The sequence below is a fragment of the Sporosarcina sp. A2 genome (genome assembly GCF_050858885.1).
Classification (GTDB): domain Bacteria; phylum Bacillota; class Bacilli; order Bacillales_A; family Planococcaceae; genus Sporosarcina.
The window spans coordinates 372727-388647 of record NZ_CP193898.1 but is presented as its reverse complement, the minus strand read 5'-3'; the positions used below and the strand labels follow the sequence as shown (position 1 = coordinate 388647).

General features: G+C 34.1%; 13 protein-coding genes. 2 read left to right on the top strand and 11 right to left on the bottom strand.

What is annotated here, in order from left to right; all coding sequences use genetic code 11:
• Positions 1 to 27 precede the first annotated feature (27 nt).
• Entirely contained in the window at positions 28 to 1524 is a 1497-nt protein-coding gene (locus ACRPI0_RS01705; protein WP_432354379.1) for a YifB family Mg chelatase-like AAA ATPase, read from the bottom strand.
• A 331-nt stretch (positions 1525 to 1855) separates the two neighbouring features.
• Between ACRPI0_RS01705 and ACRPI0_RS01700 the strand changes: the two genes are divergently transcribed.
• Together ACRPI0_RS01700 and ACRPI0_RS01695 are read left to right on the top strand one after the other, a co-directional pair.
• Positions 1856 to 2404 carry a DUF7713 domain-containing protein gene (locus ACRPI0_RS01700; protein WP_432354377.1) on the top strand — a complete coding sequence of 183 codons (549 nt, stop codon included), beginning with the start codon at positions 1856 to 1858 and terminating at the stop codon, positions 2402 to 2404.
• A gap of 364 nt (positions 2405 to 2768) precedes the next feature.
• Positions 2769 to 3224, top strand: coding sequence for a hypothetical protein (locus tag ACRPI0_RS01695; protein ID WP_432354376.1), 456 nt, complete (start codon positions 2769 to 2771; stop codon positions 3222 to 3224).
• Positions 3225 to 3316: 92 nt separating this feature from the next.
• Here the strand turns inward: ACRPI0_RS01695 and galE are convergent, their stop codons facing one another.
• From galE to ACRPI0_RS01645, 10 genes are all read right to left on the bottom strand, one after another.
• Positions 3317 to 4327, bottom strand: a complete 1011-nt coding sequence (gene galE / locus ACRPI0_RS01690; protein ID WP_432354374.1) for a UDP-glucose 4-epimerase GalE — start codon at positions 4325 to 4327, stop codon at positions 3317 to 3319.
• Between the two features lie 178 nt (positions 4328 to 4505).
• Positions 4506 to 5900, bottom strand: coding sequence for a Coenzyme F420 hydrogenase/dehydrogenase, beta subunit C-terminal domain (locus ACRPI0_RS01685; protein ID WP_432354372.1), 1395 nt, complete (start codon positions 5898 to 5900; stop codon positions 4506 to 4508).
• A 23-nt stretch (positions 5901 to 5923) separates the two neighbouring features.
• Positions 5924 to 7426 carry an oligosaccharide flippase family protein gene (locus tag ACRPI0_RS01680; RefSeq protein WP_432354371.1) on the bottom strand — a complete coding sequence of 501 codons (1503 nt, stop codon included), beginning with the start codon at positions 7424 to 7426 and terminating at the stop codon, positions 5924 to 5926.
• Positions 7427 to 7605: 179 nt separating this feature from the next.
• A complete protein-coding gene (locus ACRPI0_RS01675) occupies positions 7606 to 8748 on the bottom strand; it encodes a polysaccharide pyruvyl transferase family protein (RefSeq protein WP_432354369.1) in 1143 nt (380 codons plus the stop codon).
• Positions 8748 to 9818, bottom strand: coding sequence for a glycosyltransferase (locus ACRPI0_RS01670; protein WP_432354368.1), 1071 nt, complete (start codon positions 9816 to 9818; stop codon positions 8748 to 8750). The genes ACRPI0_RS01675 and ACRPI0_RS01670 overlap by 1 nt, the downstream gene beginning before the upstream one ends.
• The gene (locus ACRPI0_RS01665; protein WP_432354367.1) at positions 9815 to 10807 is read right to left on the bottom strand and encodes a glycosyltransferase family 2 protein; all 993 of its coding nucleotides are present in this window, start codon (positions 10805 to 10807) and stop codon (positions 9815 to 9817) included. The genes ACRPI0_RS01670 and ACRPI0_RS01665 overlap by 4 nt, the downstream gene beginning before the upstream one ends.
• Positions 10808 to 10820: 13 nt before the next feature.
• Entirely contained in the window at positions 10821 to 12317 is a 1497-nt protein-coding gene (locus tag ACRPI0_RS01660; RefSeq protein ID WP_432354365.1) for a hypothetical protein, read from the bottom strand.
• Positions 12318 to 12328: 11 nt separating this feature from the next.
• A complete protein-coding gene (locus ACRPI0_RS01655) occupies positions 12329 to 13480 on the bottom strand; it encodes a glycosyltransferase family 4 protein (RefSeq protein WP_432354363.1) in 1152 nt (383 codons plus the stop codon).
• Positions 13477 to 14778, bottom strand: a complete 1302-nt coding sequence (locus ACRPI0_RS01650; RefSeq protein WP_432354361.1) for a polysaccharide pyruvyl transferase family protein — start codon at positions 14776 to 14778, stop codon at positions 13477 to 13479. The genes ACRPI0_RS01655 and ACRPI0_RS01650 overlap by 4 nt, the downstream gene beginning before the upstream one ends.
• Complete coding sequence (locus ACRPI0_RS01645; protein ID WP_432354359.1) at positions 14779 to 15921, bottom strand: glycosyltransferase family 4 protein; 1143 nt, start codon at positions 15919 to 15921, stop codon at positions 14779 to 14781.

Sequence of the window (15921 nt, the reverse complement as noted above, 5' to 3'; positions counted from 1 at the left end):
GAGCGATACACCCTCTCCCCTTCCTACTCACCCTTGACTACGCTGTTCTTCCTGATGAAGCGAAGCCAATCGTTTCCAGTGGACCGCTTCTTGAATCGCGTTTTCTGAAATTGCCTCTGTTCCTTCTAAGTCCGCAATCGTCCGTGCAATTCGAATCAGTTTCACTTGTGTACGATTGCTCCATTTTTCCTTATAGCAGACTTCTTGCAAACTCCGGGTTTGTGCAACTGTTAATCCGCTAGTTGCTAACAACAGCGCACCGGGCACATTACCATTCAAACCAACTGATTTATATCTAGTGCGCTGTAATTCCTGTGCCTTTTTCGTTCTAAACCGAATTTCTACGGAAGTTTCTGCAGCCGACTCTTTCGTTAGACCGACACTCTTCAGCGTCAATACGAAATCGAGACGATCAAGTAGCGGGCCTGAAGCTTTCAATTGATAAGCCCTCACTTGCTGTGATGTGCACGTGCAATACCGTTCATTGGAACCGAAATAGCCACAAGGACACGGATTCGTTGCTCCTATCAAAATGAAGGAAGACGGATACGTCACCGATTGTCGCACACGACTAATCGTAACTTCCCCTGTTTCCATCGGCTGCCGCAACATATCTAGCGTCTTTCGCGAAAACTCGCCAAGCTCGTCTAGAAATAACACACCACGGTGGGCGAGCGAAATCTCACCTGGTTTCGGATACGTACCTCCGCCTACAAGAGAAATCGCTGAAGCAGAATGATGGGGTGAGCGATATGGTGGACGTACTGAAAAACCTCGGGTTTCTTTTGCCAAATGATACACACTGTACACTTCCAACATCTCTTCGTTCGGCAAGTCTGGGACAATCGTGTGAAATGCATCTGCCAACATACTTTTCCCACAACCTGGCGGACCAGACATCAACACATGATGACCACCCGCAGCTGCAATTTCAAGCACACGTTTTACATCTCTATGTCCGCGGACTTTTGAAAAATCAGTCGCACTCACTAACTCAGTCATATCCTCTTCTTCAACCAATCGTTGCGGTGTATCCATTTCAAGAGCCAGCTGACCACGTAAATATCCTAGTAATTGCTTCACATCACTAAGCGGTACCAATTCAGCAGTGAGAGTTCCGCCAAGAAATCGAACATCGACAGGTGGTAATATAATCCGTTCAAATCCAAGCAACACTGCCTGCTGAATGACGGGGACAAGCCCGTGAAACGGAACAAGGCGACCATCCAAGGACAAAGATGCCAATACACACATCTTGTCATCGATTGGAATCGGCTCTTCAATCATTTCACGTAACACCGCAAGCAACATCGCCCCATCATAACCAGTCCCTGTCTTCCTTTTATCCGACGGAGACAAATGAATCGTAATCTTTTTCATCGTCATATCCAGGTCAAGCGCATGCAAACAACTCAAGATCCGCTCCTTCGATTCCTTCATCGACGCATCCGGCAATCCAACAATGACACACGATTCCTTATCACTTCGTACATTCGCTTCCACTTTTACGATATGACCTTTCATCCCATCTAGTCCAACGCTCAGCACATCTTGCCCCACGTCCTCACCTCATTTCCATCCTTTGGTCCAGTCAGCATATCAGACCGCAGCGAACTTGCCAAAACGTCAAATTGGAATTGTGTAACAGTTCCAATTTGCGAAGAATGTTGAATTAATGCTGTTTTGAGCACAAATAATTTCTAATAAAATCTTCATACTAGGAATTTCATAGGTTAAATCAGCTAAAATCGGGAATTTGGACATTTTGCTACATTGAGTAATTTGCCTAATTCTGTGGTGCGCAGGCATACGCTTTTAGTGTATGATACGATGAACGTAAAATGGAGGGATTCGAATGGAATGTGAAATATGTGGAAGTGACACAGTGCGCGTACGGTTCGGCAATCAGTCGCTCTGTATGGCTTGTTATAATGCCATGATGGCGGAGGAATTGGGGATGGACCTTGCTAAGCTGCCGAACATATTTGCTGTAGATGATGTAAATGGTTTACGCCATATTTTCGAAGTGGAGCGCCAAATCATAGGTACAATGATTTTACTGACAGCCCGTGAAAGATGGGAATATGGGTATGAAATTGCAGTGGATGGAAAGCTGGATACCGAACAGCATGAACTTTTCGATCGCCTGAAGGAAAAGACAACAAGGTACCTCTCTGAAACGCATCTCGAGACTGGAGTATTTTTAACAGGTGAGCCATATACAAATGTGAAAGACAAACACATAAAAGGCGTGATCGCCTATGACTCTGCAAACAGCGAAGCGCCACTCATCATCATCGACGGAAAACCGTATACTTGGGAGGTAGTCGGTCATCTCCTGCAAGCATTCGAAGGATTCCAAGTGAAAATCGAAATGAAAGACCTGACGGATGAGCTACATTGAATAAAAATCTACAAAAACCTGTTTGTGTAGCGCACAGAGAATGGCATATTCTTGAGCCTTGCCTGTGTACGACACAACTCCAGAACAATTCTGAATAGCGTCTGATTTGTGCGGTGCACAGGCACGGCTTTTTAAGTTGCTGCTGGATTGTCTGAATGGTTTCGGAATTGTGCGGTACACACGATAAAAAATCATTTAAACACTATTCTTAGGTTCGCGACCCTCCAGGACATCCGTAATCGCCTGGGAATTCATGGCCATCATCGCGAGGCGTGTTTTAACACTCGCGCTGCCGATGTGCGGAAGGACTGTAACATTTTGAGCCTTGCCTGTGTACGATACAACTCCAAAAAAATTCTGAATAGTGCTCAAGTTGCACGGTGCACAGGCAAGGCTTTTAAAAGTGGTAAAAAAAGAGGAAAGATCACAACACCTAGATCATATTAGAGAATTTGAGGATAAAGCGATCAGGCATATAACTCCAAACTTAATTTCACAGGGGTATAATATTGAACGCCGTAGTCGCGGGTCTGTCGGAGACATTGTTGCCATTAAGGGAAAAGAAATATGGCATATTGATTTCCTTTATACGAGAGATGTAAGTAAGTACCCACCACAAACGGGCATGGGGCGGCAACAGCTACTGCTAAGGTTTGGTAGGCTTGCTGTTTATGATAAACCAATTACCAAATACTCGATAGCTATGGATAAACGAATATTAGCTGAGCAATATATTCAATTTAAACCTATTCATTTAGATATAGCGACAAGTATTATTGTTTTAAAAGAGGATGGATTTGAGGAGCTACCCTTTAATTAATTCTATCTTGGTAAATTAACGCACAAAAGTTAAAATCCAATACAAATAAGCCCGCCAAGCTGCCAAATAACACAGCCAAGCGGGTAACAACTCTATTTCGATTCTACAAAATCTGTATAATTCTTCTCAAATCGCCATGCATCCCGGCACATGGAGATAATATCCAGGTTTGCTTCCCATCCTAGTTCTCGCTTTGCCTTTGAAGCATCGGCATAGCATGAAGCAATATCTCCAGGTCTTCGATCCACGATTTCATAAGGGACTTCAATATCATTAGCTTCTTCAAAAGCTTTCACTAATTCAAGTACACTAGTACCTTTTCCAGTGCCCAAGTTATAAATATGTACACCTTCAGTCAGGTTTTCTAGTGCAGCAACATGACCATTGGCAAGGTCCACTACATGGATATAATCCCTTACTCCCGTTCCATCCACCGTTAAATAGTCATTTCCGAACACACGTAAACTCTTAAGTTTACCCTTTGCTACTTGAGTTACATATGGCATAAGATTATTTGGTATGCCATTAGGTGTTTCACCAATTAAACCACTCCAGTGAGCCCCAACTGGATTAAAATATCGAAGAAGTGATACTGAAAAATCAGGATTTGCATTCGTTATATCAGTTAGAATCCGCTCACTCATTGCTTTCGTTTCACCGTATGGATTAGTGGTTGGCAGAAGATCCATCGTCTCTACAAATGGCACTTTATCATCGCCATACACTGTTGCTGATGAACTAAAGACAAACCGGTTCACGCCATATTCCTGACAAGCCTTTGCTAAGACTAGCGTACTAACGATGTTGTTATAATAATAATCTAATGGCTTGTCTACTGATTCACCAACTGCTTTAAGGCCAGCAAAATGAATCACACCATCAACCTTGTAATTTCTGAAAATAATATCTACAGCTTCTGCATCCGTTACATCAATCTCACAAAAAGTTACTTCCTTGTCGGCTATATCCATAATTTTCATTACAGTCTCACTTTTACTGTTGCAAAGATTATCAGCAATAATGACTGAATGCCCTGCTTCTAACAATGCAATACAAGTGTGTGAGCCAATATAACCTGCACCACCAGTTACTAGTATGTTCATAGATTCAAAATCTCCTATACAATTGTATTTAGACATCTATAGTATTAGTTCTCACTTTAATAATCGTAGAACAAATGAAAATGATTCATCATAGCAATTCTACGATCAGCTAACAAGTTCGCCTTTTGTGGACAAGTGTTAACAATATGCGATTTCTCTATAAAATAGAGTGTGATTTTTAACCTCTAATTAATCTTTTTCCTTTTGACAATATTCTTCTTATGATTGAGGGAGCTGCCACTTTATTATATTTATTAACAATTGGCTGCATCTCATACATAAACTCTGAAAAATCATTATTTTCCTTAGCTGATTTAAATGCTACAAAACTCGCTTTATTTAGATCAAGTCTACCTTTATATATTTTTTTACGTTTTCTCTTAATATTATTACTCGGTTCGACTCTCTTTTGAGGATACCACTCATTTTTCATTTGTTTTAAATGAAGTCTATAGGAAAGACCCTCACGTCGATGACTAAATCCGCCCGCTTGAGAATCAACAATTTTATCAGCTGTTAGAATATCTAAGCGTAGGCGATTCTGTTGAATAGCTTCCATTATTAAATTATTAATTACTTTATTTCGCACAACAATAACATTAGTTCCCTTACTTTCCTTTATATATCCAGGTAACCATGCATCACCAATTGTAATATCAGCAGTTTCTGCTAAAACATCATCACAATAATCACAAGCATTATATTTAAAGAACCCATGTCCCCAGTTAGTTCCAAATAGATCTCTTGTCGGAGCGATAACTTCCTTCAAATTATTTGAATCATCAAAACCTGTCACATTTATAGCATAATCTCCAGCATTTCTACCTTCAAGTTTATGGCGGAAATTAATAGTCTTTAAGTGTTCTTGGTTAAACCCTACTTGCATAGCCATCATTTCTGCAAAATAACTACTCTTTAAATGGCCACATACTAATCCTACACAGAATTTAATTCTTTCTTTAAATATAGGCTCTTTCTCGGATAAAAGACGAATAGATTTAATAAAACATGGCAAACCGATAATAGCATAATTCCCAGGTTGCTCTTTCACTATTTTTAAAACTTCCGACATTTCTACAGGATAATACCTTGACTTGGCTGACTTTTGAATATCCTCAATATTGTCAGAAACACCGAATTTGAATAGTAAATCTTCACTATTCTCCTTCACATGGATAATTCGATCAACAAGTCCTTTATTAAATAGTTCGGTTAAAACCCATGTTCCCATTCCTCCAGAACTTCCGTCTTTTCGATACTCACCTTCATTTACAAAACCAGCATAATTACTTTCATAGAAACCTAAGTACTCATCATTTGCAGGAGCATCGTTATAAAGTGATTTCCCTATCTCTTTTTCATTCTTTCCTATACCAGAAAAAGGACATACACTCATACTTTGTTGAATTAAATCGCCTGAAGCTTTTGAATTACTCAATTCAGCAGAATACGTACCATTTTCTTGGAATTTAATTTGGAAAGGGGAATTTTCTACAACAGTACATGCAGCACAACCGATACAATATCCGCCTTGTTTTACTTTATCAAAAATCGAATTAATCAATACACTCACCTTCAATTCATTTAATCCTTCTTTTATCTCCTATTACGCAAACTAACTACTAAACCTTTTTCATACTTATTCATTGCAAAAAACCAGGTCAAATTGCAATAAATAACAGCATAAATTATACCCATTAATAACAATTCAATAATTCCAGAATCAACAGCTAAAATATTCCTTACAAATAAAGTTATTATTATTGAGATTATTAAAACAAAAATACTTTTTGAAATATTACGCCAGAACGAAAATATATTAATCTTCAATTTAAAATAATAGTAAGGATTTAATATAATTACTTGGTTAATGAATAACGTCATTCCAGTAATCATTGCAACTCCCAATGCCCCATATTCTTTAGCGATAGGTATACTCACAAATACATTCAACGTCGCCACAATTAAAAATGCAACTGATCGAAAAGCATGAAGGTTTTTAGCCTGCAAAATTGAAATCCCTGTATTTTGGACCAATGAGATTGTCAACGGTATCATGATGACTAATACGATATAAAAGGCATCTATATAACTGTCACCTACCCAGATATGTATAAATATTTGCCCAACTATTATAAAACTACCTAAAATTAATCCCATTAAATGAGCCTGGATTCTACCAACTTTTATAAATAAATCCGAAAATTCTTTAGATCCGGCACCTTTCATATCCATTATTGAAACTTTTGGTAAAAACAAGCCACTAATTGCCGTTGAAATAGACATATATATTATAATAAATTGCATAGAAATTGCATATACTGCAACTTGATTTGCACCATTAATAGACCCTAAAATGATTTGGTCAGTACTCCAATAAATTTTATCCATAATTGCATTTAAAAAGATAAAACTAGAGTAAATCAAAATTTCTTTTAACAATTTTTTGTCGAATTGTCCGAATCCTACTTTAATTCTCAACTTCTTAAAACAATAAACTACATTTATTAAAAGACAAGCAATGTTTACTAAGGAACTTATCGTTACCATCATTACAGAACCATGCCCCATAAATAGTAACGGTACTGTAACTAATGGAATAATGACAGATCTAATAATTCCAATTAACTTTAAATATATAAACCTTTCATGTGCTTGTATTAGTGCCCCAAATACACTTAAAGGAAATGAAATAGCAAAGTTTGCAATGAGTATAATCGCCATCTGTTTAGCAAGCTTTAATTCTTCAGCCTCTAATTTTTCACCAAATAATAAATCTATTTGATAATACATGACAACTCCTATAATTCCTACAAGCACTCCTAAAACCGTGAACAGGATTAAAAACATTCCACTTAATTTTGATTCTTCCTGTCGATCGTTATTTGCTCTTGTTCGAGCGACATAGCGAACAATAGCATTTCCTAATCCCATATCCAAAATCGTTAAATAACCAACAAATGCAGCCATTAAAGAGTAAACACCGTACTCAGCCTGACCTAGTGTTTTAATTATTATAGGGGTAAAAACTAGTGTAATAATTATAGAAAGTATTAGTGCTAGGTAAGAGAGAACTGCACCCATCTTAATTTGGCTCACTATCAACACAACCTTAGTATTCAAATATTGATTCCTATGGAGATATAACTTAATTAATAGTCTACCTTGTACATTGGGGGTATATTAAACACCAACTAAATTTCAACAAAAATAGACATGTAAGATAAAATTGCTCCAGATTTCATTTGACTCCTAAAAACATCTACAATCTTTATGAATTATTTAACATCTAATGCATTTTTCAAATAAATTAAAGCTTTCTCTCTTTCAAATTGTAAAATCTCATCTACATGAGAATAATCAGCGTTAAGAATCTGTTCGTTTTTTTCTATATTCTCTGCTTTTCTAGATTCTAATTTAAATTTAGATGTTAGTGTATCTATCCTTGAGTTCATAGATGGCAATGAACCTTCACGATTATATACAACAAATGGAGTTTTCAATAATGTTGAAAAAACAGCTCCATGAAACGAATCAGTTAGGACTAGGCTGGCCGAATTAATATAATCTATAAATTCACTTGGATCAGCAGTATATCGTTTGATATCATAGATATCAGCTAAGTTTACTATATCTAGATCATTTATTTGCGCTATTCTCTTTATAGATTTTCTATTTTCAGATGTCTGATTCCCTAAAAAATAGGTCAAAATATATTTTTTTTTCGGCTTAAACTCTGATTCCATCGCAATTGATAACCATTGTTCTTTAGTTAACATTAAAGTTGGATCTATTAATACCTCGGCATCTCTTCCAGTTAGTTCTTTTATTATCTTAGCTCCTGCTTGCTCTCTTACAGAAACACTACTCATTTCTGACAACCATTCTTTATATAGTTTCTTGTTTTCTGTTGGTAATTCTGATATACCAAAACTCGGAGCATATGCAATTCTTTTATATTTCGGTGCAAAACTTAAAAAGTCTACACCAGAAAAACGTTCAAAGTTTGGATTCCATACTTGGTCACTTCCTGTAACAAAAAAGTCGTATTCAACTGTAAGATCATTAGGAATATTATTATCTGATATAGTATACTTGGTTTCTTTAATGTTATGTTTTGTGAACTCAATGAAATTCTTACGTTTTTCTTTTTTAGCTATAATTATCTTTTTACTATTCCTCAAACTAAAAATCTTGAATTTCATTTTATTTATTAATTCTATTGCTGAATAGTTCCTTAATTTATTCAACCTTTGTAATTTAAAAGTACCTTCATTATTACTTTCCAAATGCATAGTAGTATTTATTATAGTTTCTACTTGAAATCCAAGTGCATTTAATACTTCCTGTGATGCGTAATTTTGTAGTCTATTTCCATAATTAGTGTAATCGTTGATTGTTAGAATTCCTATCTTCTTCATCAATAATCTCCTTTATTCATAGAATTTTTTATTCTTATAATTCCACCTATTATCGAATAGTAACCAAATAAAAAAAACACTTTGCCTTCAATTATAGATTTTAAAACAAGCCTTTTTCTCAATGTAAGTTTGTCATAATTTAATGATTTTAATATATCTTTAACTTTTTCATCATGAGAAACGTCATGTATGAGTGTTAGTTTTTCTCTAATACTTTTTTTATTACCTATTCTTATTTCATTAACAATAGAATTAAACCCAATATTAACGTATCTTATGTTCATATGATGTGACAAGGTTGAATTAATAGGTTTTTTTTCCAATATACTTGTTAACAAGTAATAGACTTTTAAGTTTAATGCGTAAAAGTTTTTTCGATATAAATTCATTGCTGAATTAGAACTGTGAAAATAATGATAATAATATCCATTATCAATACTAATTTTATTGCATACTAATAAAGTTTCTATAATAAAAAGCAAGTCCTCCATTAAATGTATTTCTTCATTGAATTTGATTTCACTTGTTTTTATCAATCTATTACTTATTAACGTTCTCCATACAGAACCCATAATTGCTGTTTCATTACTATTTATTGTGGCGGGAGCCACCATATCAGCTACTAATTTTTTTATATCTTTTCCATCTAGGACATCACTATGAATGTTTAATGAAATTGCCTCAGAATTATTTTTATATTCATTGACATAATTACAAATACAAACCTCAGTTCCCGTTTTTTTAACTTGGTTGTACATACTTTCATACATATCAGCTTTTATCCAATCATCAGGGTCTACGAAGCCCACATATTCTCCTACCGCAGCCTCTAAACCAGCATTTCTTGCCGATGATACTCCACCATTAGACTTTTCAATTAGATGAATACGTTTATCTTCTTTTGCGTATTCCTTACAAATTGATAAACTTTTATCTGTTGATCCATCATCTACTAAAATAATTTGGATATCATTAAGTTTTTGATTTTGTATACTTCTTATACACTTACTCAAATAAGCCTCTACATTATATATAGGTACTATTACACTCACTTTATAGTGTACTCTCATTTTGATAAACCCTTTTTATAGGAATTCAACTTCCTAAGTAGAATTGAACCCTTATAAAAGCCTAAAATTGACCATACAACTTTTGCTATGGAGTATTTCAGATTATTGGTATACTTCAATATGTTTTTATGATGGTTTAAATACGCAATAACTTGAGAATAATCGGCTTTATTCTTAAGGTTGTATAACAATGACACTGTATTCGCAAATTTATTTGCAAAAAACACTTGCATCGTACTATCTACATATTGATTTTCATATTTATAAAAATAAAAGTTATCGTAGAAAACATGTAGTTGTCCCGTTATAGCTGACATTGACATCACATTGGTTATTGACCCTTCACGTTCTAAACGATAATGGACAATTGGAATGTTAATTAGATAAAAGTTCCGGCAAGAACGAATATACTTCATAAAAAACTCACAATCCTCTGCTCCAATTAAATCTTTTTGAAAAAACAACTTTTTATCTTTAATAATTGAATTTTTATAAATATTTTTTCCTGCCCCCCAAAAAGTAGTTTTACTAATAGTCATTTTAGCTAGCATTTCCTTTTGATTTAGCAGCTTATAATTACTTTCTAATGGTAAATAATCTACTTTTTCTTCGCCAGTAGGATATGTTTTGATTAAAGGACAAATTAGCATATCCAAATCCTCACTCCCATTAAATGGCTTCATTATTTTTTCAAGTGTAAAATCCTTCATGTAGTCATCACCATCTATAAAAAGAAGATACCTACCTTTAGCATTTTCAATACCTGCATTCCTAGCATCTGATAGTCCCCCGTTTTTTTTATGAATAACTTTTATACGGTTATCAGATTCAGCATATTGATTACATATACTTGGACAGGCATCGGGAGAACCATCGTTTACCAAGATTAATTCATAATCATTGAATGGCTGTCTCAATATGCTATCAATGCAACGAGGCAGATACTTTTCTATTTTAAAAATCGGAACTATTATACTAAGTAAAGGCAATCTAATAACCTCCTTATAAATTTTCATTGTCTGCAGATCTTTTCATTGTTACTTTACGATTAATAGTGAAAATTAACCATGGCAATAAAAAGTATGATAGAAAATTCCCGAAGATGATTTGAACATTAAAGCCCATGCTCATTGCAAAAAACAATCCTAAATATGCATATATATATTTAAATTCAATATATTGTTCATTTCTTGACTTATAATCAAAACGAACCATTAGCCATTGACTAATTAACATAAAAACTACCGGAAAGTAAGGGAAATATGCATAACTATTACCTAGCATTGGGATAATATGCGATACATTCCCGACATCTAAATATAGATTAAAATATACATTCACACGATCAGACTGATCAATAAGGTTAGATACTAATGGCACGCTCCCCATAAAATCATTTATTAGGGTTGTAATACCAATTCTATTTCCATATAAATCTGCCATGTCTATTGCCTGTGCAACTACCCTAGGCCCAGAAAAGTATTCTTGAAACTGACCAAAGAGAACAGTTAAAATATCCTTATATGGATTCAAAGAGGACTTTAGAGCCCAAGAAAACTTATAAATAGAAATGGAAGCAAAAATCGTTGAGGTTGCGGCAATTAGAATTCCATAAAATATTTTCGGGGTTTTAGGAAACAAGCTGGCCATTACTAGCATACATAAAATACTCGAAAATATAATAATCCAACGCGATGTAGAAATAAGTATACTTAAGTAAAGGATTACAATTACCCAGGCCATAATCATAGGTATTGGCTTATTACTTTTTTCATACATCTTTCTCAATAAGGATAAGCTAATAAACAAGAAACAAAGTCTCAATGCGGGAATTATTAGTAAGATCGCGCCAGAAAAAGGAATATCAGAAATAAAATTTGATTTCTCTCCTATTGAGGAAAGATTATTAGGTATTAGAGAATCAGGACTTAAAATTATTATAATTGGTAATGTCAAAACCATGAATAAAATAACAATACTTTTGTTTTTAAGTATTTTCACGGGAGTATTTTTAATCTTATAATACAACCTTTGCCTTTTCCCATAATATGATATAGCAAATATAGTGATGAAATAAACGGAAATAAGTTCAAACACCATTAAAATAATAGATAAGCCCATACTAGTTTGGGATGGATTAGGACCAAAACCTATACCACTATATGCCGAAGAAAATACGATAGAGAAAGGTGTAACGACATATCGAATAAAAATAATTATATTTGCAGTAATAAATACAACGCCATAATTATAGTAGGTTCTAGTAAATATTATATAATAAATTAAAGTGCTAAAAAAGTAACCTAACGGTAAAAGCCAGAGCAGGACGTATGTATCGTTAACTGTAAACAAGAGGGTGTAAATTGTAACACCTAGTGCTAATACTAATGTAAGAGTGATAAAACTTTTTTCGATTTTTGTTTTATTCCCTTGCTTACTACACTGATTCATTAAACCCGCTCCTAAATTTGGTACACTTATTATTTTTACTTTCAGCAAATAAATTCATTTTAAATTTCCGCATTCCTAACAAATTTCAGGTAAAAATTCGTCCTCTTTTTATCTAAAAGTTCTTTATTAAATTCATTAGCTTTTTTAAAACTCCTTTCAGCCTCGAATAACATCATTTTTTCATCTACCTTTTTAAGTAGCTCACTTATTTCCTCCACTGAACCATTCTTAAATATAAACTCTTTATTTAATAACTCAGGAATGCCTCCTGTTTTCGATCCTAAAGAAGGACATCCTCTACTCATCGCCTCAACCAAAGCCCTGGGTAATCCTTCTTGCTTACTTGGCTGAATATAGATATCTATATTATCGAGGTAATCAAAAACCTTAACATGAGGTAAGGCTCCTAAAAAGAAAACTTTATCTTCTACGCCACATTCTTTTGCGACATTCTTTAAATACTGATTGTCACCACCTCCAGCAAGGTGATATTCAAAGTTATGCCCTTCATTATTTAATTTTGATATAGCTTTGATTACATATTCTTGACCCTTATATCGCACATTCACCGCTGCAGTTGTACCAAGAATAATAGGCTTCCTTTTTTCCAGAAGATTAATTTTTTCTAATCGCTTTTTCAAAATACCTTTTTCTAGTTTAGGTAGTACCACATCTGAGCATCCTATTGACTTTCCTTTAGTTGGATATCTCCTTTGTAAAAATTCATTTGTAACATATACGACATATGGAGCATCTTTTAGTGTTTTCCTTGTGAAAAACCACATAAATGGAGCAATTATTTTACCTTTTAAGCTATGATTCCAAAATGCATCCCAAGGGCACCCAACTACTTCAACTAAATACTTTTTATTCATTTTTTCAGCATACCTTATAGCCACTATTCCATAAAAACTTGGCATCCTTATTACAATATAATCATGACTATATACTGCTTCTTTGATCTTTCTAATCACAGTTATAGAGTTCCGAAGATTAACTTTTGTGTTAACTAGGTCTAAATTCACATTAGTAACTTCGTTATTATCGTTAATTAGCTTAGCATGGTCTTTCGTAGCTGAAAGTTCATTTGCAAATACAGTTACCTCACCAAACCAATTTAGATATCTTTGAAACACTCCGTTATTTAATGAACCACTCGTATAATATTTACCATTATCACTTATGAATTTATGGCTATGAAAAAAAATCATAATTCCTTCTCCTTTAATCTTTCAGATAACTCATGGTGTTTTTTCTTTATAATTTGTCTTTGATTTTGAAGCTCATGACGCACACTTTCTTGATTCTTACTTAATTTCACAAAACTATTAATTGCCTTCTCAGTGTCGAATTCACTCATTGGTATAGCATAATCTGCAAGGCCTAAATCTTTCATTATTCCTTGTCCTTTATTACCTCCATAAGTTATAGCAATTGAAGGTACCCCTTCAGATAGGGCAAATATAACTGAATGGAACCTTGTACCTACTACATAATCAAATTCACTATAAATAGCTTTTAGATCCCTACTGGTGTAATCTTTATTCTCGATTAAAGAATATTCGTTAGTTTTCAACTTTGAAGTAATCTCTAATATACAACTTATATCACTTTCATGGGTTGTCTCCGACAATGTATGGTCGATAAAAACAGGTAGGTAATCATTTTCAAAAAGCCACTTTGAAAATAAAACCATATTATTGATGTAACTTTCATATTTCTCTTTAGGATTAGTACTTCCTGGAAATCTATATGGCCGAGCTGTTATAGCAACTAATTCTCTATTAGGATACAGTTTACGCAGTTCAACTAGTTCAACATTAGCTCGTTCATTTTTAGTTAAAGAAAATCCTAAGTCTGGGTACAAGTCTGACTCCACGCCAATGTCTAAAAGCATTTCTTGTGATGTACTTTCCCGCACAGACACTAATTCACAACGATTTAATACTTTTCGCACCATCCATTCTACTCTAAACCCATGAAATGGGCCAAAGGAGTTTGGCATCACGTATATGGGTTTTCCAAATGATTGAGCCAGTAGGATATGAAAAAGTAAATAATAAATGGTATAAGAGTCAGTTAACTTTCCACTCGAATGAATAAATCCACCGCCTTTTACGAAACAAGCTTCACTTTCCTTAATGATATTTAGTGTCTCTTTACTTTTTTTAGATAAAAAAGGGTATACAATTGATCGAGTAATTTTCGGAAATATCAATAGACTTCCTATTAGATCAATTAGTGCCACGGAGCCCCACTTTAAAAGTAGATTTAGATTGTAATTATTATTTTTATTAGTCTTAAATTTTCTACCGGGATGTTTCAATATTGGGTTGAGCACTTTAATCCCAATTGATTGAGATTGTTCAGTTAAAGATTCCTTTTCAGCTAACATATAGAATTCACCATCTAATCCTGAGCGCTTAGCTACTTCTATAGTTTGCCAGATAAGTGCTTGATCACCGCGATTCAAGTCATTATTCGCCGGAAGAATTACAATTTTATTCATCTATCTATACCCCACTTTATTAATTTTTGTTATAATGTCACTATAATCCTTTAATACATTTTCAATATAGAATTCTCTAATTTTTAATTTATTCACCATAGCCATTTTCCCGCTTAATTGCTGATTATTCATTATGGCTTTGATACTTTTTGAATATCCGTTAACATCTTCAGGACTTAGTAAGTACCCACCTTCACCATTGTCAACTAGATCTGAATTCCCTCTTATATCTGATCCCACTACAGGTAACCCTGCAGCCATAGCCTCCATTAGGGATAAAGAGAGACCTTCCCTATATGATGGGAAGGCAAACAGATCAGAAACCTTACAAATCTCATCTATATCATTGCGATAACCCATAAGGATTAATTGTTCTTCTACACCTAATTTATAGGCTAATTCTTTCAATTGGTTCTCCATAGCTCCTTGTCCGCAAATTAAATATTTTATATTTCTATTTTTCATCTTCGCAATGGCTTTAATTATTACTTCATGATTTTTATTTTTATTTAATTCACCCACGGAGAGAATAATATAGCTATCTTCTTGAACCCCTATATCTGCTTTCTTTTCGTTCTTATCAACTTCTTTTTTATTAAAACTACTATTATCTAGACCAACGCCTGGTATATATTCAATACTATTAGACTTAAACTTTTTCGCTCTTTTATAATCCTCTTTATTTATCGTAAGTAGTATATCTGTATATCTTGAGAGCCACTTTTCAATAGAATAATATATCAACCAATTTAAAAGTGGCGCTCCTTTATAAAAATGGAATCCATGTGCTGTATAAATAACTTTAGCATTTTTTTTTCTAGCATCTTTTGCAGCTAAACGAGCAAGTGCTCCACCCATAGGTGTATGACAATGAATAATATCAAATTCCTTTGAGTCAATAATATCTTTAAGTTGTTTATATGTTCTAAGGTTATTAAATTTAATTGGGGACCTTTCAAAAGGAAGGTCATAAAAGTTGTCACAATAAGGTATGATGCAATCTCCCTTATTATCATAATCATTCTTAGCACAAACAGATATCTCATAACCATTTTCCTTATACCATTTTAGATAAGGAATATGGAACGCCATTATATGAGCTTTTACAACAGTAGCAACAAACAACACTTTTTTCTTTTCCAT